The organism is Saccharopolyspora sp. NPDC045839 (assembly GCF_056431645.1).
On sequence record NZ_JBWKKH010000007.1, the window covers coordinates 46,110 to 70,781 of the forward strand.

Annotated in this window: 22 protein-coding genes and 1 riboswitch; of the genes, 8 read left to right on the plus strand and 14 right to left on the minus strand. The window is 70.8% G+C overall.

Going from position 1 to position 24,672, the window contains the following annotated elements:
- Positions 1-36: 36 nt before the first annotated feature.
- Positions 37-3,621: a DNA polymerase III subunit alpha gene (gene dnaE / locus AC07EQ_RS12265; protein ID WP_478388056.1), complete on the minus strand. Its 3,585-nt coding sequence runs from the start codon at positions 3,619-3,621 to the stop codon at positions 37-39.
- 209 nt (positions 3,622-3,830) lie between these two features.
- Here dnaE and AC07EQ_RS12270 point away from each other — a divergent pair, with 209 nt between their 5' ends.
- From AC07EQ_RS12270 to AC07EQ_RS12285, 4 genes are all read left to right on the plus strand, one after another.
- On the plus strand, positions 3,831-4,787 hold the full coding sequence (locus AC07EQ_RS12270; protein WP_478388057.1) for an AsnC family protein: 957 nt from the start codon (positions 3,831-3,833) through the stop codon (positions 4,785-4,787).
- Positions 4,788-4,933: 146 nt separating this feature from the next.
- Positions 4,934-6,034: a Re/Si-specific NAD(P)(+) transhydrogenase subunit alpha gene (locus tag AC07EQ_RS12275; protein WP_478388058.1), complete on the plus strand. Its 1,101-nt coding sequence runs from the start codon at positions 4,934-4,936 to the stop codon at positions 6,032-6,034.
- A 39-nt stretch (positions 6,035-6,073) separates the two neighbouring features.
- On the plus strand, positions 6,074-6,379 hold the full coding sequence (locus AC07EQ_RS12280; RefSeq protein ID WP_478388059.1) for an NAD(P) transhydrogenase subunit alpha part 2: 306 nt from the start codon (positions 6,074-6,076) through the stop codon (positions 6,377-6,379).
- The gene (locus AC07EQ_RS12285; RefSeq protein ID WP_478388060.1) at positions 6,376-7,755 is read left to right on the plus strand and encodes an NAD(P)(+) transhydrogenase (Re/Si-specific) subunit beta; all 1,380 of its coding nucleotides are present in this window, start codon (positions 6,376-6,378) and stop codon (positions 7,753-7,755) included. The genes AC07EQ_RS12280 and AC07EQ_RS12285 overlap by 4 nt, the downstream gene beginning before the upstream one ends.
- A gap of 9 nt (positions 7,756-7,764) precedes the next feature.
- Here AC07EQ_RS12285 and AC07EQ_RS12290 read toward each other — a convergent pair whose 3' ends face one another.
- The 12 genes from AC07EQ_RS12290 to ftsZ form a co-directional block, all read right to left on the minus strand.
- Positions 7,765-8,064 (minus strand): hypothetical protein, encoded by a 300-nt coding sequence (locus tag AC07EQ_RS12290; RefSeq protein WP_478388061.1) that lies wholly within the window; start codon positions 8,062-8,064, stop codon positions 7,765-7,767.
- 46 nt (positions 8,065-8,110) lie between these two features.
- Positions 8,111-8,995, minus strand: a complete 885-nt coding sequence (locus tag AC07EQ_RS12295; RefSeq protein ID WP_478388250.1) for an RluA family pseudouridine synthase — start codon at positions 8,993-8,995, stop codon at positions 8,111-8,113.
- A gap of 41 nt (positions 8,996-9,036) precedes the next feature.
- Positions 9,037-9,684: a signal peptidase II gene (gene lspA, locus AC07EQ_RS12300; protein WP_478388062.1), complete on the minus strand. Its 648-nt coding sequence runs from the start codon at positions 9,682-9,684 to the stop codon at positions 9,037-9,039.
- 222 nt (positions 9,685-9,906) lie between these two features.
- A complete protein-coding gene (locus AC07EQ_RS12305; RefSeq protein ID WP_478388063.1) occupies positions 9,907-11,244 on the minus strand; it encodes an aminotransferase class V-fold PLP-dependent enzyme in 1,338 nt (445 codons plus the stop codon).
- 40 nt (positions 11,245-11,284) lie between these two features.
- Positions 11,285-11,400: riboswitch (SAM riboswitch) on the minus strand.
- A 147-nt stretch (positions 11,401-11,547) separates the two neighbouring features.
- The gene (gene ileS, locus AC07EQ_RS12310; RefSeq protein ID WP_478388064.1) at positions 11,548-14,700 is read right to left on the minus strand and encodes an isoleucine--tRNA ligase; all 3,153 of its coding nucleotides are present in this window, start codon (positions 14,698-14,700) and stop codon (positions 11,548-11,550) included.
- Between the two features lie 316 nt (positions 14,701-15,016).
- Positions 15,017-15,436: a hypothetical protein gene (locus AC07EQ_RS12315; RefSeq protein ID WP_478388065.1), complete on the minus strand. Its 420-nt coding sequence runs from the start codon at positions 15,434-15,436 to the stop codon at positions 15,017-15,019.
- An 89-nt stretch (positions 15,437-15,525) separates the two neighbouring features.
- Positions 15,526-16,359, minus strand: coding sequence for a DivIVA-like cell division protein Wag31 (gene wag31, locus AC07EQ_RS12320; RefSeq protein ID WP_358576575.1), 834 nt, complete (start codon positions 16,357-16,359; stop codon positions 15,526-15,528).
- A gap of 47 nt (positions 16,360-16,406) precedes the next feature.
- Positions 16,407-16,691, minus strand: a complete 285-nt coding sequence (locus tag AC07EQ_RS12325) for a YggT family protein (protein ID WP_093160639.1) — start codon at positions 16,689-16,691, stop codon at positions 16,407-16,409.
- 19 nt (positions 16,692-16,710) lie between these two features.
- Positions 16,711-17,343: a cell division protein SepF gene (locus AC07EQ_RS12330; protein ID WP_478388066.1), complete on the minus strand. Its 633-nt coding sequence runs from the start codon at positions 17,341-17,343 to the stop codon at positions 16,711-16,713.
- A 72-nt stretch (positions 17,344-17,415) separates the two neighbouring features.
- Entirely contained in the window at positions 17,416-18,150 is a 735-nt protein-coding gene (locus tag AC07EQ_RS12335) for a YggS family pyridoxal phosphate-dependent enzyme (RefSeq protein WP_478388067.1), read from the minus strand.
- Positions 18,147-18,851, minus strand: a complete 705-nt coding sequence (pgeF, locus tag AC07EQ_RS12340; protein ID WP_478388068.1) for a peptidoglycan editing factor PgeF — start codon at positions 18,849-18,851, stop codon at positions 18,147-18,149. The genes AC07EQ_RS12335 and pgeF overlap by 4 nt, the downstream gene beginning before the upstream one ends.
- Before the next feature lie 108 nt (positions 18,852-18,959).
- On the minus strand, positions 18,960-20,396 hold the full coding sequence (ftsZ, locus tag AC07EQ_RS12345) for a cell division protein FtsZ (protein WP_478388069.1): 1,437 nt from the start codon (positions 20,394-20,396) through the stop codon (positions 18,960-18,962).
- Positions 20,397-20,909: 513 nt separating this feature from the next.
- Here ftsZ and AC07EQ_RS12350 point away from each other — a divergent pair.
- A complete protein-coding gene (locus AC07EQ_RS12350; protein WP_478388070.1) occupies positions 20,910-21,827 on the plus strand; it encodes an SDR family oxidoreductase in 918 nt (305 codons plus the stop codon).
- A gap of 11 nt (positions 21,828-21,838) precedes the next feature.
- On the opposite strand, the gene AC07EQ_RS12355 is transcribed toward AC07EQ_RS12350, so the two are convergent.
- Positions 21,839-22,861 (minus strand): helix-turn-helix transcriptional regulator, encoded by a 1,023-nt coding sequence (locus AC07EQ_RS12355; RefSeq protein WP_478388071.1) that lies wholly within the window; start codon positions 22,859-22,861, stop codon positions 21,839-21,841.
- A 149-nt stretch (positions 22,862-23,010) separates the two neighbouring features.
- Between AC07EQ_RS12355 and AC07EQ_RS12360 the strand changes: the two genes are divergently transcribed.
- Genes AC07EQ_RS12360 through AC07EQ_RS12370 form a run of 3 tightly spaced genes read left to right on the plus strand, consistent with a single transcriptional unit; the run spans position 23,011 to position 24,650 of the window.
- Positions 23,011-23,451 carry a YbaB/EbfC family nucleoid-associated protein gene (locus tag AC07EQ_RS12360; RefSeq protein ID WP_478388072.1) on the plus strand — a complete coding sequence of 147 codons (441 nt, stop codon included), beginning with the start codon at positions 23,011-23,013 and terminating at the stop codon, positions 23,449-23,451.
- A gap of 9 nt (positions 23,452-23,460) precedes the next feature.
- On the plus strand, positions 23,461-23,799 hold the full coding sequence (locus tag AC07EQ_RS12365) for a type VII secretion target (protein ID WP_478388073.1): 339 nt from the start codon (positions 23,461-23,463) through the stop codon (positions 23,797-23,799).
- Positions 23,799-24,650 (plus strand): EspA/EspE family type VII secretion system effector, encoded by an 852-nt coding sequence (locus AC07EQ_RS12370; RefSeq protein ID WP_478388074.1) that lies wholly within the window; start codon positions 23,799-23,801, stop codon positions 24,648-24,650. Before AC07EQ_RS12365 ends, AC07EQ_RS12370 begins: the two co-directional genes overlap by 1 nt.
- The last annotated feature ends 22 nt before the right edge of the window (positions 24,651-24,672 follow it).

A 24,672-nucleotide genomic window follows, 5' to 3' on the forward strand; every position in this document is an offset into this window, starting at 1 on the left:
GTCACGCAAAACAAGCCTGGAACCAGGTTCTACGCGTCAGTACGCCTCGAAGCAGCCCGCGCCGAGCAGGCCCTTCAGCTCGCCCTGCAGACCGTTCTCGGTGGACACGAAGTAGTCGCTGGACAACGCCAGGCGGGTCGTGCCGCGCGGGCTCTGCAGCTTCAGCTGCACCGGCGTGGTGCCCGAGTGCGCCTGCAGCGTCCGCTTCAGCTCCGCCACCAGCGACTGGTCGACCCGGCCCACCGGCACCTTGATCACGAACGCCGGGTCGGTGCCCGGGTCGGTCTCCGCCGCCGAGATGTCCACCGGCACCGCATCCGAGGCGAACACGCTGATCGTGCCCTCCCGCTCGTTGATGCGGCCCTTGACCGCCAGCGCGGTGTCCTCCACCAGGCAGTCGGAGAACATCTCGTAGGACTTCGGGAAGAACAGCACCTCCACGCTGGCGTCCAGGTCCTCCAGCGTGACGATCGCCCACGGGTGCCCGTTCTTGTTGATGCGGCGCTGGATGCCCGAGATCATGCCGGCGATCTTGAGCTGCTCCTTGCCGCCGCCGAACTCCCGCTCACCGCCGACGAGGTGGGCGATGCCGGTGTCCTGGTAGGGCGCGAGCAGCCGCTCCGCCCCGTCCAGCGGATGCGCCGAGACGTACAGGCCCAGCATCTCCCGCTCGTAGGACAGCAGCTGCTTGCGCGGCCACTCCTCCGAGGTGAACACCAGGTGCGCCAGCGGCGAGGCGTCCGCGCTGTCCTCCGAGGAATCCGCGCCGAACAGGTCGAACTGGCCCATCGCCTGCTGCCGCTTCAGCCCGATCACCGCGTCCACCGCGGCCTCGTGGTGCTGCACCAGCGACATCCGGGTGTGCCCCAGCGAGTCGAACGCGCCCGCCTTGATCAGCGACTCGATGACCCGCTTGTTGCAGGCCAGGATCTCCGACTTGTCCAGGAAGTCGGTGAACGAGGTGTAGCGGCCCTTCTCGTCGCGGGACTTGACGATCGACGCCACCACGTTGGACCCGACGTTGCGGATCGCGCTCATCCCGAAGCGGATGTCGGAGCCGACGGCGGCGAAGGTGTCCTTCGAGTCGTTGACGTCCGGCGACAGGACCTTGACGCCCATCCGGCGGCATTCGGCGAGGTAGATCGCCATCTTGTCCTTGTTGTCGCCGTTGGAGGTCAGCAGCCCGGCCATGTACTCGGCCGGGTAGTTGGCCTTCAGGTACGCCGTCCAGTACGCCACCAGGGCGTAACCGGCCGCGTGCGACTTGTTGAACGCGTAGCCGGCGAACGGCAGCACCGTCTCCCAGAGCTTGGTGATGGCCTCGTCGCGATAGCCGTTCGCCTGCATGCCGGCCTGGAAACCCTCGAATTCCTGGTCCAGGACCGACTTCTTCTTCTTGCCCATCGCGCGGCGCAGGATGTCCGCTCGGCCGAGGCTGTAGCCCGCCACCTTCTGCGCGATCGCCATGATCTGCTCTTGGTAGACGATCAGGCCGTAGGTCTCGTCGAGGATGTCGCGCAGGTCCTCTTCGAGATCGGGGTGGATCGGCTCGATCTCCTTGCGGCCGTTCTTGCGGTCCGCGTAGTCGAGGTGCGCGTTGACGTCCATCGGGCCCGGCCGGTACAGCGCGTTGGCCGCCACCAGGTCGCCGAACTCGGTCGGCTGCAGGCGTTTGAGCAGCTCCCGCATGCCGCCACCTTCGAACTGGAACACTCCCAGGCTTTCCCCGCGGGCGAGCATCTCGTAGGTGGTCTTGTCGTCCAGCCCCAGGTTGGACAGGTCGATGTCGCGGTCGTGGTTCTCCTTCACCATCCGCAGCGAGTCACCGAGGATCGTGAGGTTCGACAGGCCCAGGAAGTCCATCTTCAGCAGGCCGATGGCCTCGCACGACGGGTAGTCCCAGCCGGTGATGATCGAGCCGTCGTCGCGCGCCCACAGCGGCACCGTGCCCAGCAGCGGCTGCGAGGAGAGGATCACCGCGCAGGCGTGCACGCCGGCGTTGCGGATCAGGCCCTCCAGGCCGCGCGCGGTGTCGAAGATCTGCGACACCGACGGATCGGTCTCGATCAGGCTGCGGACCTCGGCGGCCTCGGCGTAGCGCTCGTGCTGCGGGTCGACGATGCCCGACAGCGGGATGTCCTTGGCCGCGATCGGCGGCGGCAGCGCCTTGGAGATCTTGTCCGCGATGGCGAACCCGGGCTGGCCGTGGTGCACCCGCGCGGAGTCCTTGATCGCCGCCTTCGTCTTGATCTTGCCGAAGGTGATGACCTGCGCCACCTTGTCGCGGCCGTACTTGTTGATCGCGTACTGCAGCACCTCGTCGCGGCGGCGGTCGTCGAAGTCGAGGTCGATGTCCGGCGGGGAGTCGCGCTCCGGGTTCAGGAACCGCTCGAAGATCAGCCCGTGCTCCAGCGGGTCCAGGTTCGTGATGTGCAGGATGTAGGCCAGCAGCGAACCCGCCGCCGAGCCACGGCCCGGCCCGACGTGGATGCCCTGCGACTTGGCCCACCGCGTGAGGTCGCCCACGACCAGGAAGTACGCGCAGTAGCCCTTGGTGTCGAGCACGTCCAGCTCGACCTTGATCCGGTCCAGGCACTCCTGCGTCGCCCCGTCCGGGTACCGAGTCGGCAGGTACTGCTCGACCTCGGCCTCCAGCAGCTCGCGCTCGCTGCGGCCGGTGCCATCGGTGACGCGCGGCATCCGGTCCTGGAAGGACCAGACCTCCTCGTAGGACTCGACCATCTCCGCGATCAGCAGCGTGCTGTCCGCCGCGCCCGGGACCTCCTTGTCCCAGTACTCCCGCATCTCCGCCGCGGACTTCAGGTAGTAGCCGTCGCCGTCGAACTTGAACCGCGACTCATCGCTGAGCGTCTTGCCCGACTGCACGCACAGCAACGCGCCATGCGACTCGGCCTGGTCGACCGTGACGTAGTGGCTGTCGTTGGTCGCCAGCGGCGGGATGCCCAGCTTCTTGGAGATCTCCAGCAGCCCCTGGCGCACCGACCGCTCGATCGGCAGCCCGTGGTCCATCAGCTCCAGGAAGAAGTAGTCCTTGCCGAAGATCTCCTGGTACTCCGCCGCCGCCCGCAGCGCCTCGTCGAACTGCCGCAGCCGCAGCCGGGTCTGCACCTCACCGGACGGGCAACCCGTCGTGGCGATGATGCCCTCGGAGAACTCCGAGATCAGCTCCTTGTCCATCCGCGGCTTGCGGTACATGCCCTCGAAGCTCGCGCGGCTGGACAGCGTGAACAGGTTGCGCAGGCCGGTCGCGTTGCGCGCCACCATCGTCATGTGCGTGTAGGCACCCGCACCCGAGACGTCACCGCCCTCACCGAACTCGTCGGTGCCGCGCTGCTTGGCCTCGCCCCAGAACACCGGCTTCTTGTGGAACCGGCTGCCGGGCGCGAGGTACGCCTCGATCCCGATGATCGGCTTGATGCCGGTCTTGCGCGCCTGCTGGTAGAACTCGTCCGCGCCGAACATGTTGCCGTGGTCGGTCATCCCCACCGCGGGCATGCCCAGCCGTTCGGCTTCGGCGAACAACGCCCCCACCTTCGCCGCACCGTCGAGCATCGAGTACTCGGTGTGCACATGGAGGTGAACGAAGGGGTCGACAGGCACGGGAAAGTCCTCCTTCGGCGGGCTTCGGGGAGAGGTGCCAGCCTAACTCCCGGCCCCGACTCGGCCGGAGATTCCCCCGGCGTTGCGCGGTGTTTCCACGCGGGCGGGGTGTGAGCCGCCCCGCCACCCGGCCGCCCGGTCGCGAAGTCCGGATCAAAAGCACATGCCGTTTACGCTTGGGTCGGGGTGAGCGGGTAGCGTGGCACGACGTGGCTGGCCCTGATCCCGTGGACGTGCGTCTGCTGAGCGTCGTCGCCGAGATGGGCCGTGCGGCGGTTCCCGAGATCGCCGGTCGGCTCGGCATGGACGTGCGCGACGTCGCCGCACGCCTTGCTGCCCTCTCCACGACCGGCCTGCCGCTGATCGTCGGCGTCGAGTGCGACCCCCAGGCCATCCGCAACGCGGTCGCGGCCGCCCAGCACTGGGCCGCGCAGCAGAACATGGCCAGCGGGCCGTACCAGGTGCAGGGGCAGGCCAGCGGCGGCCACCAGGTGCAGCCGTCCGGCTCCTACCCGCAGCCCACCGGCGGCTACCCGATGCCCACCGGCGGCTACCCGGCGCCGTACGGCGGCCCGAGCGGCCCGCAGCCGTTCGTCCCGGCCGGCCCGCCGGCGACGTCCTTCCAGCAGCAGCCCGCGCCGCCGAACCCGATGAACGTGTGGGGGCCGCCGGGATCGGCCGCCTGGGCCCGCGGCGACCAGCAGTGGCCGGGCGCCCAGCCCGCGCCGCAGCAGCAGCCGGTGCGCACCGGCAAGGTCGGCAGCAAGCTCGACGTCGAGGGCCTGGAGGGCGAGCGGATCACGATCCTGCTCGTGGAGGTCGTGGACCCGGCCGACTTCCTGTTCACCGCGGCGGGCTACGAGCTGCAGGACGGCGAGCGCGCGGTCGTCGTGCACACCGAACTGACCAACCGCGGGGCGACGCCGTTCGCCTCGCTGCCCGACCTGTACCTGGAGCTGATCACCGAGGACGGCGGGGCGGTGTCGAAGGCGCCGGTGTCGCTGTCCTCCCGCCCACCGCACCGCATCGGCGTGCAGCCGGGCGAAACCGCGGGCGGCCACACGGTGTACGTGCTGCCGGAGAACACGGAGCTCACCAAGGTCCGCTGGACGCCCCGCCCCGGCGACGAGCAGCGCACCCTCATGTGGGACATCACCGACCTCTGAGCTCCTCGCCGCGTTCCCGTTCATCGGGGCCGCAAATCCGGTGAATGCCAGAACTCCCGTCCATCAGTACGTCTGTCCTGGTGATCTGCCGGGGCGAACGGGCGGGTGCTCTTGCGGTTTGCGCCGCGGTGTGACGAGCTGGAGTCATGACCTCTCCGGAGAGCGGTCGCACCAGCGTCGGTGTGCCGCGCGAGACGGTGCCCGGTGAACGGCGGGTCGCGCTCGTCCCGGGCGTGGCGGAGCGGTTGTGCGCGCAGGGCCTCGCCGTCGTGGTCGAGGCCGGTGCCGGGCAGGCCGCGCTGATCCCGGACGAGGCGTTCGCCAAGGCAGGCGCGAGCATCGGCGATCCGTGGTCCGCCGACGTCGTGGTCAAGGTGAACGCGCCGACCGAGGCGGAGATCGCCCGGCTGTCGCCCGGGTCGGCGCTGATCGGGTTCCTGGCGCCGCTGACCGATCCGGACATCGCCGACCGGCTGCGGGCCGCCGGGGTGCGGGGCTTCGCGCTGGAGTCGGTGCCGCGCATCTCCCGGGCCCAGTCGATGGACGCGCTGTCCTCGCAGGCCAACGTCGCGGGCTACCGGGCGGTGCTGCTGGCGGCGAGCGAATGCACCCGGTTCTTCCCGATGCTGACCACTGCGGCGGGCACCGTGAAGCCCGCGTCGGTGCTGGTGCTCGGCGTCGGGGTGGCCGGTCTGCAGGCACTGGCGACCGCGAAGCGGCTCGGCGCCCGCACCACCGGTTACGACGTGCGACCGGAGGTCGCCGACCAGGTGCGCTCGGTGGGCGCCAAGTGGCTGGACCTGGGCGTTTCGGCGGTCGGCGAGGGCGGCTACGCCCGGGAGCTGACCGCCGACGAGCGCGCCGAGCAGACCCACCGGCTCAATTCGGCCATCGCCGGTTTCGACGTGGTGATCACCACCGCCCTGGTGCCGGGCCGGCCGGCCCCGCAGCTGGTCCCGGCGGAGGCGGTGCGCCGGATGCGGCCGGGCAGCGTGATCGTCGACCTGGCGGGCGCGACGGGCGGCAACTGCGAGCTCAGCGAGCCGGGGCGAACCGTGGTCGGCCACGAGATCACCATCGCGGCGCCGCTGAACCTCCCGGCGACCATGCCGGAGCACGCCAGCGAGCTCTACGCCCGCAACGTCCAGGCGCTCCTGGAACTGATGCTCGTCGACGGCCGCCTCGCGCCCGACCTCACCGACGAGGTCCTCGCCGCCGCCTGCATCACCTGTCCGGACCCGGCATGAGCGTCAACGAGCTTCCTTAGGCGAACAGGAGGAGGGGCGATGTTCCTGGCCGATCTCGCGGTCCTGGTGCTGGCGGGGTTCGTCGGCTTCGCGGTGATCTCGAAGGTGCCGAACACGCTGCACACCCCGCTGATGTCCGGCACCAACGCCATCCACGGCATCGTGCTGCTCGGCGGCGTGCTCGTGCTGGGGTCCGGGGTGGAGGACCTCGGTTCGCAGCTGCTGGCGCTGGTGGCCATCGTGTTCGGCACCATCAACGTCGTCGGCGGATTCCTTGTCACCGACCGGATGCTGGGCATGTTCAAGCGGAAGCCGGAGCCGATGCGGAAGGGTGCCGACAAGTGATCACCCTGCGCTCGGTGCTCTACATCCTGGCGTTCGCGCTGTTCATCCATGGCCTGATGGGGCTGACCGGCCCGCGCACCGCGGTCCGCGGCAACGCGACCGCGGCGGCGGGCATGGCGGTCGCCGTCGTCGCCACGCTGCTCACCCCGGGCCTGGGCAACTGGTGGCTGATCGTGCTGGGGCTGGTGCTCGGCACGGTCATCGGCGTGCCCGCCGCGCGGCGGGTGAAGATGACCGCGATGCCGCAGATGGTCGCGCTGTTCAACGGCGTCGGCGGCGGCGCGGTGGCGCTCACCGCGTGGGTGGAGTTCCGGGAGACCACCGGGTTCCAGGGCGAGCCGGCGAACGTGGCGATCTCGACGCTGTTCGCGGCGATCGTCGGCTCGATCTCGTTCTGGGGCTCGCTCGTCGCCTTCGGCAAGCTGCAGGAGATCGTGCCGGGCCGCCCGATCACCGTCGGCCGGCTGCAGATGCCGCTGAACGTGCTGCTGCTGGCCGGGGCGATCGGCTGCGCCGTGGCGATCGGCCTCGGCGGCACCGCCGAACCGCTGATCGTGGCCGTGCTGGTGCTGGCCGGGCTGGCCGGGATCGCGGTGGTGCTGCCGATCGGCGGGGCCGACATGCCGGTGGTGGTGTCGCTGCTCAACGCGTTCACCGGGCTGTCGGCGGCCGCGGCCGGGCTGGCGCTGGGCAACACCGCGATGATCGTGGCGGGCATGCTGGTCGGCGCGTCCGGCTCGATCCTCACCGACCAGATGGCCAAGGCGATGAACCGGTCGATCCCGTCGATCGTGGCCGGCGGTTTCGGCGGCGGCGCGGCCGCGGCCCCGGCGGCGACCGACGGCACGGTGCGCTCGGTCAGCGCGGCCGACGTGGCGATCCAGCTGGCCTACGCCGGGCAGGTGATCGTCGTGCCCGGCTACGGCATGGCGGTCGCGCAGGCCCAGCACGCGGTGCAGGACATGGCGAAGTTGTTGGCGGACAACGGGGTTGCCGTCGACTACGCGATCCACCCGGTGGCGGGCCGGATGCCCGGCCACATGAACGTGCTGCTCGCCGAGGCCGACGTGCCCTACGAGCAGCTCAAGGAGATGGACGAGATCAACGACGAGTTCGCCCGGGCGGACGTCGCGCTGGTGATCGGCGCCAACGACGTCACCAATCCGGCGGCCCGCACCGACCCGAACTCGCCGATCTACGGCATGCCGATCCTCAACGTCGACCAGGCGAAGGCGATCGTCGTCCTGAAGCGCTCGATGCGGGCGGGCTTCGCGGGCGTGGACAACCCGCTCTACACCGACCCGAAGACGACGATGCTCTTCGGCGACGCCAAGGCCTCGGTACGAGAAGTGGTCGAAGAGCTCAAGGCGCTGTGAGGCGCCGGCTCATGACTCCTTGCCGCGGCGGAAGATGTTCAGCGGGTTGCTGCGCTTGGGGCGCTCCGGCTTGTTGCGGCTGCGGTACTCCAGCGTCGGCCAGTCCCCCGCTTCGCTCCCCGCCTGGTTCGGTTCCGGAGCGCCGAGCACCGACGGCGCCGCCTTCCCCACGTCCTCCGCGCTGATCACGTCGCCGAGGCTGGTGAAACCGGCCGGCGGCGTGTCCGCGTCGGCTCCGGCGTCGAACACCGGTATGCCGCTGGGCGGCGTCGGTGCATCCGACCCATCGAACGACCTCGACTGTGCCATCAAGCCCCCTTGCTCGTTCACAGGCTTGTCCGCCACCGTACCCGGCTCAGCCGTCCTGACCGCGGAGCTCGTCCAGCGCGTGCTGCAGGTCGCCGGGGTATTCGCTTTCGAACGTGACCCAGCCGCCGGACGGGTGCTCGAAGGAGAGGCTGCGCGCGTGCAACCACTGCCTGGTAATAGCGAGTCGCCGGGCCAGCACCGGGTCCGCGCCGTAGGTCAGGTCGCCGACGCAGGGGTGCTTGATCGCCGAGAAGTGCACCCGGATCTGGTGCGTGCGCCCGGTTTCCAGCTTCACGTCCACCAGCGACGCCGCGCGGAACGCCTCCACCATCTCGTAGTGGGTGACGCTGGGCTTGCCGCCGGTGACGACCGCGAACTTGTAGTCGTGGCGCGGATGCCGGTCGATCGGCGCGTCGATGGTGCCGCGGCTCGGGTCCGGATGCCCCTGCACCACGGCGTGGTACCGCTTGTCCACGGTGCGTTCCTTGAACGCGCGCTTGAGCACCGAGTACGCGTGCTCGCTCTTGGCAACGACCATCACACCCGTGGTGCCCGCGTCGAGGCGGTGCACGACGCCCTGCCGCTCGGAGGCTCCGGACGTCGCGATGCGCACGCCCGCGGCGGCGAGCCCGCCGACCACGGTCGGCCCCTCCCAGCCCGGGCTCGGGTGCACGGCGACGCCGATCGGCTTGTCGACCACGACGATGTCGTCGTCCTGGTGCAGGATCCTGAGCCCGTCCACCGGCACCGCGACGACCTGCAGCGGCTGCTGCGCCGGCGGCAGCGTCACCTCCAGCCAGGCCCCGGCGGCCAGCCGGTCCGACTTGCCCGCCGGGTTGCCGTCGACGAGCACGTCACCGGACTCGGCCAGCGAGGCGACGGCGCTGCGGGACAGGCCGAGCAGCTTCGACAGGCCCGCGTCGACCCGCATGCCGTCCAGCCCATCGGGAACCGGCAGCGTTCGGAGATCGCTCACGACTGCGCTGCCTTCTTCTTGCGGTGCACCGTGCCGTCGTAGTCGCGACCCAGCAGCGACATCAGCACGACCAGGATGCCGCCGCAGACGATGCAGGAGTCGGCGACGTTGAACACCGGCCACACCGCGCCGCCCGGCGCGAACACCGACAGGAAGTCGACCACGTGCCCCTGCAGCGGTCCGGGGGCGCGGAAGATCCGGTCGACCAGGTTGCCGCAGGCGCCGCCGAGCACCAGGCCGAGTCCCACCGCCCAGCCCGGCGAGCGCAGCTTCGGCGCCAGCCAGATGATCACGCCGACGACCGCGATGGCGAGCAGCGCGAGCAGCCAGGTCATCCCGGTGGCCAGCGAGAACGCGGCACCGGGGTTGCGCAGCACGTCGAGGTAGAGCAGGCCGCCGAACAACTCGACCGGCTGCTTGCCCTCCAGGTTGGCCACCACGGCGACCTTGGTGAGGATGTCGATGGCCAGGGCCACCACGGCGACCCCGCCCAGCAACCCGAGCAGCTTCCCGGAGGCGCGCTTGGGCGACTCCGCCGCCTCGGCTTGCGTCTCGGGTGCCTGTTCCGCGGCGGTCGGCTCGGTGCCCGCCGGCTCTGCTGAGGACTCCCTCGGGGAGGACTGCTCGGTGCTCACACCGGCCATTGTCCCTGAACCTGGACGGGCGCATCACGGCAGTACCGAATCGCTGAACCCCGACGCGGGGAACCGCCCGATTTTAGGCAAAACCGGAAGCCCCGATCGTTGCGCCCCGCCACGAAGATTCCCAATTTTAGGCAAAATCGGGAGACCCGGCCCGGTGCGGGAAGCTCCCGATTTTAGGCAAAATCGGGACGAATGGAAGTCCGGTTCCGCGGTGCGGAGCGGTCAGCCGAGGAAGTCCGGCAGCGGGCGCGGGTCGTTGACCGGCGCCCAGCGGCCGTCGACCTGCTCGTACCGCCAGACCGGACCCACTGCCACCAGCCGCCGCAACGCGTTCACCAGGCGGTCGATGTGCTCCGCCGTCGTGCCCAGCCCGACGCTGACGCGCACCGCGCGGTCGGCGGCCGAGCCCGCCCGCGAGAGCAGCCGACGCGTGGCCACGTGCGCGCAGAACAGGCCGTCGCGGACGCCGATGCCGTGCTCCGCGGAAAGCGCCGCGGCCAGCAGGCCGGGGTCCTGCCCGTCGATGGTGAAGCTCACCACGCCGACCCGGTCATGATCGGCGTCGAACAACCGGAGCTCGCGCAGCCCCGGCACGCCGCGCAGCCCGGCCCGCAGCCGGCGCAGCAGCGTCTCCTCGTGCTCGACGACGTCCGGCCAGTTCGCCGCGAGGGTCTCGCAGGCCTTGGCCAGCGCGTGCACCCCGACGGTGTTCGGCGAACCGGCCTCGTGCCGCTCCGGCCCGGTCGTCCAGCTGACCGACCGCTCCTGCACCAGCCGGGTCGCGCCGCCGCCCGCCAGGTACGGCTCGGCGGCGTTGAGCCAGTCCGCGCGGCCGATCAGCGCGCCCGCGCCGAACGGCGCGTAGAGCTTGTGCCCGGAGATCGCGACGTAGTCGACGTCGAGCTCACCGATCCGCACCGGCCGGTGCGGCGCGAGCTGCGCGGCGTCCAGCACGGTGCGCGCCCCGCGCCGCCGCGCTGCCTTCGCCAGCTCGGCGACCGGCCACACCTCGCCGGTGACGTTGGAGGCGCCCGTGATCACCGCCAGCCGCGGCCCCTCCGGGCATTCGGCCAGCGCCGCGTCGAGCGCGGCGACCGCGTCCGCCGGGGTCTCCGGCGCGGGCAGCCGGCGCACCCGCGGGCCGGACCAGGGCAGCAGCGCGGCGTGGTGCTCGGTGTCGAAGACGACGACTGAGGTGCCGCGCGGCAGCGCCCGCCCCAGCAGGTTCAGGGCGTCGGTGGTGTTGCGCGTGAAGATCACCGAGTCGGTGCGCCGGGCGCCGACGAAGGCCCGGAGCTTGTCCCGGGCGCCCTCGTAGACCCGGGTGCACACCTGGGAGGCGAACCCGGCGCCGCGGTGCACGCTCGCGTACCAGGGCAGCAGCTCGTTCACCGCCGACTGCACCGGCTCCAGACAAGGCGCGCTCGCCCCGTGATCGAGGTTCGCGTATCCGATGTGCTCGCCGGTGACCAGCGGGACCTGCAGCGAGCGGCCGACGACAGCGGGGATCCGGTAGTCCACATCGGACTGCTTCGGGATGTCGATGACGGCAGAAGACATGACGGCCTCCTCGGGGGCCTCATCGGACCCGCCCAGGAGGGGTCCGCGCTTGCCGGATCGCCCTGCACGACCGGCCAGGTCCTCACCCGGGGCACCCCACCGCGGTTGGAGGGTTGCCGGCCAGCAAGCCGGGGCTTGACGCTGGCACTCATGACCTTCGACTACGGACCTTAGAAAACCGCTGCGGCACCGGACAACAGCGATCCCGGATCGTGGGAGCGGCCTTGGTCACACCGATCCCGGAAGCGCGAAGGGCGCTTCCCGCCGGGAAATCCGGCGGAAAGCGCCCTTGACCTCGCGGGATCAGGCCTTGGTGACGCCGATCTTGATCTCGGTGCCCTCACCGGCGGTGCCGGTGAAGCCGTCCGCCACGTCGCCGGACTCGACCGCGTTCGCCAGCGTTTCGGCCGCGATGAACTCGCGGTGCTCGGCGACGGCCGACAGGACCTCGGCCGGGGCCGAGATCGCCACCGCGATCCGGTCGGAGACCTGGAAGTCCGCCTCCTTGCGGGCCTGCTGGACGACGCGGACCACGTCGCGGGCCAGGCCTTCGGCCGCCAGCTCCGGGGTCACCTCGGTGTCCAGCACCACCAGGCCCTTGCCGCCGGGCAGCGCCGATGCCGCGCCGGGGTCAGTGGAGACCAGCCGCTCGTCGAACTCGTTCTCCTGCAGCTCGATGCCGGCCGCGACCACGGTGCCGCCGGTGCGCTGCCATTCGCCCGACTTCACCGCCTTGATCACCTTCTGCACGTCGCGGCCCAGCCGCGGACCGGCGGCCCGCGCGTTCACCGCGATCTCGAAGTGACCGTGCGCGGCGACGTCGGTGCTCAGCTCCAGGTCCTTGACGTTGACCTCGTCGCGGATCAGGTCCGCGAAGGGCCGCAGCGCCTCCGCGTCCGGGGTGGCGACCACGAGCTTGGCCAGCGGCAACCGCACCCGGAGGTTGTTGGACTTGCGCAGCCTCGACACCGACGAGCACACCTGGCGCACCTCGTCCATCGCGGTCACCAGCGCGGCGTCCGCGGGCAGCTCGTCGACCAGCGGCCAGTCCGCCAGGTGCACCGAGCGGCCGCCGGTCAGCCCGCGCCAGACCGCCTCCGCGGTCAGCGGCAGCATCGGCGCCACCACCCGGCTGGTCACCTCCAGCACGGTGTGCAGCGTGTTGATCGCGTCCCGGTCACCCGCCCAGAAGCGGTCGCGGGACCGGCGCACGTACCAGTTGGTCAGCACTTCCAGGAAGTCCCGCACGTCCGAGCAGGCGCCGGCGAGGTCGAACGAGTCCATTGCGGACTGCACGTCGCCGACCAGCTCGTGCGTCTTTGCCAGGATGTACCGGTCCAGCACGTGCTCGCTGTCCACCTTGGACTCGCCGGAGACGCCCTCGGCGTTGGCGTACAGCGCCAGGAAGTACCAGGAGTTCCACAGCGGCAGCACCGCCTGGCGCACCGCGTCCCGGATGCCGCGCTCGGTGACCACCAGGTCGCCGCCGCGCAGGATCGGGCTGGCCATCAGGAACCAGCGCATCGCGTCGGAGCCGTCGCGGTCGAAGACCTCGTTGACGTCCGGGTAGTTGCGCTTGGACTTCGACATCTTCAGGCCGTCGTCGCCGAGCACGATGCCGTGCGCCAGCACGTTGGTGAACGCCGGCCGGTCGAACAGCGCCGTCGCCAGCACGTGCAGCAGGTAGAACCAGCCGCGGGTCTGGCCGTTGTACTCGACGATGAAGTCGCCCGGGTAGTGGTGCTCGAACCACTCCGAGTTCTCGAACGGGTAGTGCACCTGGGCGAACGGCATCGAGCCGGACTCGAACCAGCAGTCCAGCACCTCCGGCACCCGGCGCATCGTCGACTTCCCGGTCGGGTCGTCCGGGTTCGGCCGGGTCAGGTCGTCGATCTCCGGGCGGTGCAGGTTCGCCGGCCGCACCCCGAAGTCGCGCTCCAGCTCGTCCAGCGAGCCGTAGACGTCGGTGCGCGGGTAGGCCGGGTCGTCGGAGACCCACACCGGGATCGGCGAACCCCAGTACCGGTTGCGGGAGATGTTCCAGTCGCGGGCGTTCTCCAGCCACTTGCCGAACTGGCCGTCCCGGATGTGCCCCGGCACCCAGTTGATCTGCCGGTTCAGCTCGACCATCCGGTCCTTGAACTGGCTGACCGCCACGAACCAGGACGACACCGCCCGCTGGATCAGCGCGTTGTCGCAGCGCCAGCAGTGCGGGTACGGGTGGTCGTAGGTCTCGTGCCGCAGCAGCAGACCCTTTTCCTTGAGGTCGCGGATGATCTGCTTGTTGGCCTCGAAGACCTGCAGACCCTCGTACGGCGGGACCTCGCCGGTGAACTTGCCGTGCGCGTCGACCGGGACCACCGGCTCGATGTTCGCGGCGTCGGTGACGACCTTGTCCTCTTCACCGAAGGCCGGGGCGATGTGCACCAGCCCGGTGCCGTCCTCGGTCGTGACGTAGTCGGCCGCCAGCACCTGGTGCGCGTTCTCCCGGCCGACGAAGAAGTCGAACGGCGGGGCGTACTTCGTGCCGAGCAGCTCGGCGCCCTTGAACCGCGCCACCACGTGCTCGGCGACGTCCTCGCCCAGCTCGCGCGCGTACGCGCCGAGCCGCGCCTCGGCCAGCACGTACCGCTCGGTGCCGCCGCCCGGCGCGACGACCACGTAGTCGACCTCGGGGTGCACCGCGGCGGCCAGGTTCGACGGCAGCGTCCACGGCGTCGTCGTCCACACCAGCGCCAGCGCGCCGTCGAAGGGCTTGCCGGGCGCGTCGAGCCGCAGGCCCACGGTCACCGCCGGGTCCTGCCGCTGGCGGTAGGTGTCGTCCATCCGGGTCTCGGTGTTGGACAGCGGCGTCTCGCACCGCCAGCAGTACCAGAGCACCCGGAAGCCCTCGTAGACCAGACCCTTGTCCCACAGGGTCTTGAAGGCCCACATGACGCTTTCCATGTAGTCCAGGTCGAGCGTCTTGTAGTCGTTGTCGAAGTCCACCCACCGGGCCTGCCGGGTGACGTAGTCCTCCCACTCGGCGGTGTAGCGCAGCACCGAGGCCTGGCACGCGTCGTTGAACGCGGCGACGCCCATCTGCTCGATCTCGGACTTCGACGTGATGCCGAGCTGCTTCTCCGCCTCCACCTCGGCGGGCAGCCCGTGGCAGTCCCAGCCGAACCGGCGCTCCACCCGGCGGCCGCGCATGGTCTGGTAGCGCGGCACCACGTCCTTGACGTAGCCGGTCAGCAGGTGCCCGTAGTGCGGCAGCCCGTTGGCGAACGGCGGCCCGTCGTAGAAGACGAACTCGTTGGCGCCGTTGGCGCCGGCCTCGCGGGCCTGCACCGAGGCCCGGAAGGTCTTGTCGTCGGCCCAGAAATCCAGCACCTGGCGCTCGATCTCGGGGAACACGGGCTGGGCCGCCACGCCGTGCTCACCGGCGTCGCCGAACTGAACCTTGGGATAAGCCATCGCGGTTGTGCTCCTCGCGGTGTGTCGTTTCCGCCGCACGGTCACCGAAACTTCGGTGCCCACACGGGGACGACACCTCGCGCGCATGCCCGCACGAGATCCGCGGTACCACCCCGCTTGCCGTCGGCGGACGCCGACGACCACTCGTTGCCAGCTGTGACGGGCTGGACCCGTCCGGTTCTACTGAGGCGCCCTGGCCGGGCACCCGTTCTTCCGGAGGCTCCCCGGTGATGGCCGGATCACTGCCCTGGTCTTTCCAGCGTACCGGGCGCCCGCCACCGGTTTTCACCGGCGCGCGGTTTCAATTGAAACCGCACTACGCGCGGCGGACCTCGGCGGCCAGCGTCGCGTTCGGCGCGCAGCGGGCGCACGGCGTGAAGCCGAGCTCCCGGGCCTCGCGCAGCGGCAGCGCGAGGCTCTTCCGATCACCGAGCCACTCGCAGGTGCGCACGTGGTAGCGCGGCCGCTCGTCGAGCACTAGCACCTCGGCGCCCGGATCCGCCGCTTCCGCGGCGTTGCTGCGCTCCTCGCCCGGCTCCTTGCCGTCGACCGGCGCGGGCTCCGCCGGCGGCCGCTCGCGCGGCCCGGCCCGGCGCCGCCGATCGGCGACCAGCAGCGCCACGCCGACGACGCTGATCAGCACCGACAGCCACGCCAGATCCGGTTCGCCCGCGGCGACCGCCCCGGCCAGAACACCGCCGGCCACCAGGACCAGCAGCAGCACGACCAACAGCACGCGACCTCACGCCCCTCGCCGAACGCCCCCGATGCACGTCAGCGGCGACGGGCGGTTCAGCCCGTCGCCGCCGATGCGGACGAACTCGCTCAGCCGGCTTCGGCTGCACGCGCCCCGAAGCTGTAGCTGGCCTGCTGACCGGACGACCGGCTGCCGCTGCTGTCCGCAGGCGCGGCCGAGCCCCGGTCCTGCAGTTCGCGAAGCTGCGACTCCAGGTAGGTCTGCAGTCGAGTGCGGTACTCGCGCTCGAACGTGCGCAGGGTCTCGATCTTCTTCTCGAGGGCGTTCTTCTCCGACGTGATGTTGCCCATCACCTCGGCGTGCTTGCGCTGCGCGTCGCGCTCCAGGCTCGCCGCCTTGTCGCGGGCTTGCCGCTCCAGCGTCTCGGCCCGCGTGCGGGCGTCGTTGAGCATCGTCTCGGCACGGGTCCGGGACTCGTTGACCATGCTGTCGGACTTCGAGCGCGCTTCGGACAGCAGCTGCTCGGACTTCGTCCGCGCCTCGGACAACATGCCGTCGGCCTCGGCCTTGGCCTCACCGGTCAGCCGGTCGGCCATCTCCTGTGCGAGGCCCAGCACCTTGGCGGCCTGCACGTGGTGGTCACCGCCCGGGGACGTCTGCTCGGCGGCGGTCGGCGCCGGGACCGGGGTAAGCCGGCGCGGTTCCTCCGGTGGGGCGGCCGGGGTCGAGGGAACCGACGCGGCCTGGCTGCGCGCGTCGTCCAAGTCGACCTGCGCGGTCTGCAGCTGGGACTCCAGCTGCTCCACCTGGCTGCGCAGGTCGTTGTTCTCCTCCACCAGCCGGGCAAGCTCGGCTTCAACCAGGTCGAGGAATGCGTCCACCTCGTCCTCGTTGTAGCCCCGCTTACCGATCGGAGGTTTGCTAAACGCGACGTTATGCACGTCGGCGGGGGTCAGGCCCACAAGATCACCTCACGCACTCCTCGGCTGCGGGTAGCCCGGGTTCCCCGTCACCCGGGCTGCACCAGTCGCATCAGTATGAACACGACCAGCAGCAGCACCATAATCGATAGGTCCAGTCCGACGCCGCCGATCCGGACCGTCGGAATCACCCGACGCACCAACTTTACGGGTGGGTCGGTCACTGTGTAGATGCTCTCCAACGCGATTGCAACCCCTCCGACGGGCCGCCAATCGCGAGCGAACACTCGAACGAGTTCGATCACGATACGGGCCGTGAGCAGCAGCCAGAAGAAGAACAGAACGTAAAACAGGACGATCTGCACCGGGTTCACGCTTCAACTGTGCCACCACTCACCCGTAGTTGAAAAAGGCACCCTCGGCCAGCCGCCGCTTGTCCTCCGCCGCGACGTCCACATTCGGCGGTGAGAGCAAGAACACGCGGTTGGTGACCTTCTCGATCGAGCCCCGCAACGCGAACGCCAGACCTGCGGCGAAGTCGACCAGGCGCTTGGCGTCGGCCTCCTCCATCTCGGTCAGGTTCATGATCACCGGCGTGCCGTCGCGGTACTGCTCGCCGATCGTGCGGGCCTCGCTGTAGCTGCGCGGGTGCAGCGTTGTGATCTTGCTCAAGTTGAACTGGGTGCCCGTGTCGGTGACCGCCCGCAGCCGGGAGACGGACTCCCGCGGCGGGTCGGCCGGTGCCACGCTGCGCACCGGCGCTTCCGGTGCCCACTGCCGCCGGGGTCGCGCCGCGGGCTCGCGGTACTCCTCGACGAAGCTGTCCGCTTCCGCCTCGGCCTCTGCCTGGTAGCCGCCGCGGGTGCCGACCCGGCGACGCGCACCGACCCGTTCCGACGGGCCGTCGTAGGCATCGCGATCGGCGTCGGAGTACCGATCGCGATAGCCGGGCTCGTCGTCGTAGTCGTCCACCTCGTCGGCCGGGACCATGCCGAAGTAGGCCTTCAACTTGTGCAAAGCGCTCATCGGCATGCCCTTCCTCTGCGACTCCTTAGCACCGAGCACGAGGCGGCCGGCCCTCGACCCCCCTGTTCACGGCTATGGCGAGGTTAACCGCCGCCCACCGAGCAGCGCGGTTCCGACACGCACCCGGGTCGAGCCGTGGGCAACGGCACTTTCCAGGTCGCCGGACATCCCCGCCGACACTTCGCCAGCTTCGGGGTGATCACGGCGCAAGCGCTCGGAGATCTTGGAAAGTGTGGCAAAAGCCACATCGGGTTCGCCACCCAACGGGGCGACGGCCATCACGCCGCGCAGCCTAAGTCCACTCGTACGCGTGATCATATCGGCCAGCGCCGGCACGTCCTCCGGACGGCAGCCGCCGCGCCCGGTCGCCTCGTCCAGGCCCACCTGCACGAGGACGTCCAGCGGCCGCTCCCGCTCCCCCGAGTCCAGGGCGTTCGCGGTGGCCCGGCCCAGCGCCTCGACGAGCCGCTCGCTGTCCACCGACTCGACCACGTCGGCCCAGCGGACCACGGCCCGGGCCTTGTTCCGCTGCAGCTGCCCGACCATGTGCCAGTGCGCCTCCGCCGCCGGCCGCAGCGCGGCGAACTCGGCGACCTTCCCGCGCGCCTCCTGCTCCCGGTTCTCGGCGAACTCGGTCAGCCCGAGATCGGCCAGCAGCGCCACGTCCGACGCCGGGAAGGTCTTCGTCACCGCGAGCAGCCCGACCTCGTCGGGCTCGCGCCCCGCCGCGCGGCAGGCGCGGTCGACCCGGTCGCGGACCTCCCGCAGCGACTCCGCCAGCTCAGCCCGCCGCAACTCCTCGCTCACTCGGTCTCCTCCGGCTCGGCCCAGATCACCGCGGCGAACCGGCCGGTGCGGCCGTTGTCGCGGCGATGGCTGTAGAGCTCCGGGGATTCCATGGTGCAGCGGGGATCGACGCCGATCTTGGCGATCCCGGCCGCGGCCAGCTGCTCCCAGAGCCCCGCGCGCAGGTCGAGCCCGGCGGTGCCCTTGCGGGTCTTGCACGCGCTCCCCGGCAGGTGTTTCTCGACGTCGGCCTGCATCTCCGCAGGCACCTCGTAGCACTCGCCGCAGGCCGCCGGGCCGAGCAGCGCCTCGATGCGGTCCAGTCGCGCGCCCGCCTCCTGCATCGCCTTCAGCGCCGCGACGAGCACTCCAACGCGCGCGCCGACCCGGCCGGCGTGCACCGCCGAGACCACGCCGGTCTCCGGGTCGCCGAGCAGCACCGGCACGCAGTCCGCGGTGAGGGCGATCAGCGCCAGCTTCGGCTCGGCGGTCACCAGCGCATCGGTCGCCTCCACCGGCACCGGCTGCGGCCCGTCGACGTTGGTCGCGGTGCGCCCGTGGATCTGCTCCATCCACACCAGACGCTCTTCGGGCAGGCCGATGCCGTCGGCCAGCTTGCGCTGGTTCGCCGCCAGGGCCGCGGGGTCGTCACCGACCCGGCCGCCCAGGTTGAAGGAGTCGAAGGGCGGCCGGGAACTCCCGCCCTCCCGCGTGGTGATCACGCGCCGAATCCGCACTGCTGCTCAGCCTCCCGAACACAAGTCGACACCGGAAACACGGTGTTTCCGGTGTCGATTCTCGCTCATGCGCCGTGCGGTGCGGGCACCGCGCTAGCGGCGCATGAAGGGCGGTATGTCGACGTCGTCGTCGGTGTCGTCGGTAACCGGGACGCCGCGGTTGGACATCGCACCGGGGCGGCCCGTGGCGGAGGTACCGCTGTGCGTCGGGTAGCCGCCGGTGGGGCGGGTGGGCACCGAGACGTTCTGCTGCCCGGTCGAGGAGCCGTCGCTGCCGAACAGCCCGGACCGCTGGCCGAGGTTCGGCCGCTGCTGCGGTTCCGGTGCGGGCTCCGGCTGCGCCGGAACCGGCTGGGCCGTCGGCTGTTCCGCCTGCGGAGCGGGCTGCGGCGGGGTGGGCTGTACCGGCGGCGCGGGCTGCGGCGCCGGCATCGACTGCTGCTGCGGCGCCTGCGGCGCGGGCTGCGGCGGCGCGGGCTCGCTCGCCACCGGTTGCGGCGCGGGCTTCTCCGGGACTGGAGCGGGCTCGGGCTCCTCGGTGCGCGCGCCGACCTTCGTCGGTTCGAGCTTCTTGTGGGTGGGCGTGCCGGAGTCGAACCCGGCCGCGATCACGGTCACCCGCACCTCGTCGCCGAGCGAGTCGTCGATGACCGTACCGAAGATGATGTTGGCCTCGGGGTGCGCGGATTCCTGCACCAGCGACGCCGACTCGTTGATCTCGAACAGCCCGAGGTCGGAACCGCCCGCTATCGCCAGCAGCACTCCGTGCGCGCCCTCCATGGACGCCTCGAGCAGCGGCGAGTTGATCGCCTTCTGCGCGGCCTGCACCGCCCGGCCCTCGCCGCGTGCCGAGCCGATGCCCATCAGCGCGCTGCCCGCGCCGGACATGACGCTCTTGACGTCGGCGAAGTCGAGGTTGATCAGACCCGGGGTGGTGATCAGGTCGGTGATGCCCTGGACACCCGAGAGCAGCACCTCGTCCGCGGACCGGAAGGCGTCCATCAGGCTCACCCCGATGTCGCCGAGCTGCAGCAGTCGGTCGTTCGGGATGACGATGAGCGTGTCGCAGCAGTCGCGCAGCTCCTTGATGCCCTGTTCGGCCTGGGCCGCGCGGCGCTTGCCCTCGAAGGAGAACGGCCGGGTGACCACGCCGATGGTCAGCGCGCCGAGCTTGCGCGCGATCGACGCCACGACGGGCGCGCCGCCGGTGCCGGTGCCGCCGCCCTCGCCGGCGGTCACGAACACCATGTCGGCGCCCTTGAGGACCTCTTCGATCTCTTCCTTGTGGTCTTCGGCGGCCTTGTGGCCGACCTCCGGAGCCGCACCGGCTCCGAGGCCGCGGGTCAGCTCGCGGCCGATGTCGAGCTTCACGTCGGCATCCGACATCAGCAGGGCCTGGGCGTCGGTGTTCACCGCGATGAACTCGACACCTTTGAGCCCGACCTCGATCATGCGGTTCACGGCGTTGACGCCGCCGCCGCCGATGCCGACGACCTTGATCACCGCGAGATAGTTGTGCGGGGGCGTCATCGGATCCGCCTTCCTGATCGTGGCTCTGTGCTCTCTGCGTCGACCGCCGGGGCGGCCGCGGTACCGGTCGTCGCCGACGCGGGTTCCCCCGGTCGCTTTCGGTGCGGGATGCGAGCTTCGGCCGTTCCAGTGCCCGGTCCGGACGGTAGGCAAGCAACCGCCCCCGCGTCCAGCAGCCACGCCGGGAGTTTCAGCAGGTGTGTTGTGCCGCGCACCTTGTCGCTTCCGTCCCGACCGCTTTCACCGCCGCCCGGCGGGTCCGTCCGCCGCAGCGAGCCCAGTCTTGTTCCTCCCCTTGGTGGTGATCGCGTCGCGGACGTGATCACCACCAATACCGTACCCCGAGTACCGCTCACCCGGTCGAGGCAGGCAGAAGAGCAGGTGCGTGAACTCCTTTCGAGTGGCGGAGCTGCGAGGGGCGATCCGGAACCCGGCGGGGAATCCTGACCGCAGGTGTCCGGATTCGCTGGCAGGTTCGCTTCCGAACCGTTCGGAGAAGGAGGAATCGCAGACATGAGTGGACAACTGCACGGCAAGGTCGCGCTGGTGGCCGGGGCGACCCGCGGTGCGGGCCGCGGCATCGCGGTGGAGCTGGGGGCGGCCGGCGCGACGGTCTACGGGACCGGGCGCAGCACCCGGGCGCAGCGCTCGGACTACGACCGGCCGGAGACCATTGAGGACACTGCCGAGCTGGTGACCCGGGCCGGCGGCAACGGCATCGCGGTCCAGGTCGACCACACCGACCCTGACCAGGTCCGCGAGCTGGTCCGGCGGATCGAGGCGGAGCAGGGCAGGCTGGACATCCTGATCAACGACCTCGGCGGCGAGAACCTGATGCACTGGCACAAGCCGATCTGGGAGCAGGACCTGACGAAGGGCCTGCAGCGGCTGCGGGTCGGCATCGAGGCGCACATGATCACCAGCCATTTCGCATTGGCGCTGCTGAGCAAGCGCCCGGGCGGGCTGGTCGTGGAGCTCACCGACGGCACCGCGGAGGTCCACGACCAGTACTACCGCAGCGAGGGCGGCGCGTTCTTCGACGTCGTCAAGGTCGCCGCGCATCGCCTCGCCCGGGCGCAGGGCGAGGAACTGGAGAAGCACGGCGGCACGGCGGTTTCGCTGACGCCGGGCTGGCTGCGGTCGGAGATGATGCTCGAACTCTTCGGCGTGACCGAGGAGAACTGGCGGGAGTCCACGACGGCGCCGGAGGGTTTCGGCATCTCCGAGTCGCCGCAGTTCGTCGGCCGCGCGGTGGTCGCGCTGGCGACGGACCCGGAGGTGGCCCGCTGGAACAAGGAGTCGCTGTCCAGCGGCCATCTCGCGAAGGTCTACGGCTTCACGGACGCGGACGGCTCCCAGCCGGACGCCTGGCGCTACATCCTCGAGGTCGAATGGCCCGGCAACCCCGGTAGCCCGGCCGACTACCGCTGATCGCCGGGGCGTCAGCCCAGGTCGTAGAGGGCGGCGAAGCGGGTGGCCGCGTCGGCCAGGCGGGTGCGGAGGTCCGGTGGGATCAGGACCTCCGCTTCCGGGCCCAGCGCGAGGATCTGGTCGTAGGCCACTTCCAGGGATTCCACCGGGAACGTGGTGGTCACCCAGCCTTGCGCGTCGGGTTCGCCCGCGGCCGCTTCCGCTTCGCGGGCCGCGGCGCCGTCGGTCGTCGCGTGCAGTTTCCGCAGGCCCGCCGGGCTGATCCGGATCTCGACGCGTTCGGTCAGCAGGGAGCGGGAGAACTCGTCGGACTTCTCCTCCCAGAAGGCCGGGAGGTCGAAGGTCTCGTCGCGGGCGAACTCGTCGCCGACGACCTCCACCTCGCGGAAGCGGTCGACCCGGTAGGTCAGGAACCGCCGGCCGCTGCGGGCCGCCAGGTACCAGACGCCCGCCTTGAGCACGAGCCCGTACGGCTCCAGCTCGCGCCGCACCTCCTCGTCGCCGCGCCGGTAGCGGGCGACGACCTTGCGGTCGCGCCACACCGCCCGGCTCAGTTCCGGCAGCACCGCCGGGGTTTCGGCCTCGCGGAACCAGCGGGGCGCGTCGAGGTGGAACCGCTGCCCCACCCGTTGCGGCGCATCGCGGAACGGCGGCGCCAGCGCGGCCGACGCCTTCAGCCTCGCGGCGGCGACGGCCTCGCCGAGGCCCATGTCGCTCGCCGGGCCCGGCACGCCGGCGAGGAACAGCGCCTCCGCTTCGGCCTGGTGGAGCCCGTTGAGCTTCGCCCGGTAGCCGCCGAGCAGCCGGTATCCGCCGGTCCGCCCGCGCTCCGCGTACACCGGCACCCCGGCCGCCGCCAGCGCGAGCACGTCGCGGGCCACCGTCCGTTCGGAGACCTCCAGCTCGCGGGCGAGCTCCGGTCCGGTCATGACCTCCCGCACCTGCAACAAGCACAGCAACGAAACCAACCGCGACGCACGCACTCCGGGCAAACTACGCCACCGCACCGACAGCCCGGCGGATGCGATCCGCACGACTCCTGATTGAGCGGCGCGTCGCCGAGTGGCGAAAAGCGCAAATATGAAGGATCTCGCCGATCATTTTCCATCAGGATGCCCCCTTTGCGCCCGTTTTCTCCGGTTAACGTCCTGGCGTCGACGACCGAACCGGACCGGAGGAACGAGTGATCAACCAGGACCCGCTGAAGGCGGCGGAGGAACTGGAGAAGTGGGCGCAGGGGCTCGAACAGCGTGCCCGGCAGTACACCGACCTGCAGCGCCAGATGGACGCCACGACCGCGCGGGCCGGTTCTCCGGACGGCGCGGTCGCGGTGACCGTCGATTCCAACGGGGTCCCCACCGAACTCCGGCTCAACGAGCAGGCCCGCGGCATGGACCCGGGCACGCTCTCCGAACGGCTGATGACCTGCCTGCACCAGGCCCAGGCTCAGCTGCGCGCCGAGGTGACCGAGCTCGTGCGGGCCACCGTGCCCGGCGACGACGCGCCGGCGCTCAACCGCATCGCCCAGTACCAATCCCGGTTCCCGGCGGCGGAAGCGGACTCCGCCGAGCCGCCGAAGCACGCCGACGACGAGGACTGGGGCGACCAGTCCTTCCTGCGGTGAGGAGCACCGATGACAGACGGATTCTCGATGGACGTGGAGCGGGTCCGCTCGCACGCCGGTGAGGTCGACGGGCTGGCCGGCAGCGCCGACACCGCGGCCGGGGCCGGCGCCCAGCTCACCCGGCTCGACGACGCCTACGGCCTGTTCTGCCAGCCGTTCGCCATGATGCTCAAGGCACCGCAGGCGACGGGCACCCGGTTCCTGCGGATCGCCGCCGAGCAGCTGCACCGGATGAACCGGGACCTCGACGAGTCGGCCAAGGCGATCGAGGACGCCGACCGGCGGGCCGCCGACGCGTTCACCAAGCTGCTCGACGATGCCCGGTCGATCACCCGGGGAGGCCGCTGATGTCGCTCGGGATCGACGAATCGCCGGACAACCCGCTGATCGAGGACAGCGCCGACGTCCGCAACAACTACCTCCAGGACGCCAATCCGCTGGAGAACACGGGCGCCCCGAGCCAGGATTCCGGGGCCGGTGCGATGACCGGGATCACCGCCTTCGAGGCCGGGTGGGCGATCGCCGAGGGCATCGACAAGGGCGACTGGAAGATCGCGGTCAGCGGCCTGGCGGCCGGCACGCTGGACGTGGTCGGCGCCGCCATGGACCCGATCGCCTACGTCGCCGGGCAGCTGTTCTCCTGGATGCTCGAACACATCGAGCCGGCCAGGGCCGCGCTGCACGCGCTGTCCGGGAACCCCGACATGGTCAAGGGCTACGCCGCCTCCTGGACCAACGTCGAGGAGGAGATGACCAAGGTCAGCGACCAGTACCGGACCGCGGCCGCGAACACCGCCGGGTTCTGGCAGGGCAGGGCGTCCGACGCCTACCGCAGGCAGGCCGGGACGCTGGCCGGGCTGTGCCAGGACGCCGCCGGCGGCGCACACGCGATCGCGGGCCTGACGCTGGGGATGGCCGAAGTCGTCAACGGCGTGCGCACCGCGGTCCGCGACCTGCTGTCGGGCATCGCCGGCGCCCTGGTGAGCTGGGCCATCGAGCTGGCCTGCACGCTCGGCGCCGCGGCGCCGCTGGTGGTCGCCCAGGCGACCAGCAAGATCGCGCAGGTGGTGCGCATCGCCGGGCAGCTGATGGAGGCGCTCGGCAAGGCGCTCTCCGACGCCGTCACGTGGCTGGTCGTGCTCCGCGACCTGTTCGACGGCCTGATCCGCGCGGCCAACCAGCTGGAGGCCAACGGCTGATCGCCGGTTTCGTGCGAAACCG

Bases quoted from the DNA above. Each gene is read 5' to 3' on its own strand.
- AC07EQ_RS12275 (WP_478388058.1), top strand. From the start codon at position 4,934: ATGACCTCTCCGGAGAGCGGTCGCACCAGCGTCGGTGTGCCGCGCGAG.
- AC07EQ_RS12280 (WP_478388059.1), top strand. From the start codon at position 6,074: ATGTTCCTGGCCGATCTCGCGGTCCTGGTGCTGGCGGGGTTCGTCGGC.
- AC07EQ_RS12290 (WP_478388061.1), bottom strand. From the start codon at position 8,064: ATGGCACAGTCGAGGTCGTTCGATGGGTCGGATGCACCGACGCCGCCC.
- AC07EQ_RS12295 (WP_478388250.1), bottom strand. From the start codon at position 8,995: ATGCGGGTCGACGCGGGCCTGTCGAAGCTGCTCGGCCTGTCCCGCAGC.
- lspA (WP_478388062.1), bottom strand. From the start codon at position 9,684: ATGGCCGGTGTGAGCACCGAGCAGTCCTCCCCGAGGGAGTCCTCAGCA.
- AC07EQ_RS12305 (WP_478388063.1), bottom strand. From the start codon at position 11,244: ATGTCTTCTGCCGTCATCGACATCCCGAAGCAGTCCGATGTGGACTAC.
- ileS (WP_478388064.1), bottom strand. From the start codon at position 14,700: ATGGCTTATCCCAAGGTTCAGTTCGGCGACGCCGGTGAGCACGGCGTG.
- AC07EQ_RS12330 (WP_478388066.1), bottom strand. From the start codon at position 17,343: ATGAGCGCTTTGCACAAGTTGAAGGCCTACTTCGGCATGGTCCCGGCC.
- ftsZ (WP_478388069.1), bottom strand. From the start codon at position 20,396: ATGACGCCCCCGCACAACTATCTCGCGGTGATCAAGGTCGTCGGCATC.
- AC07EQ_RS12350 (WP_478388070.1), top strand. From the start codon at position 20,910: ATGAGTGGACAACTGCACGGCAAGGTCGCGCTGGTGGCCGGGGCGACC.
- AC07EQ_RS12365 (WP_478388073.1), top strand. From the start codon at position 23,461: ATGACAGACGGATTCTCGATGGACGTGGAGCGGGTCCGCTCGCACGCC.
- AC07EQ_RS12370 (WP_478388074.1), top strand. From the start codon at position 23,799: ATGTCGCTCGGGATCGACGAATCGCCGGACAACCCGCTGATCGAGGAC.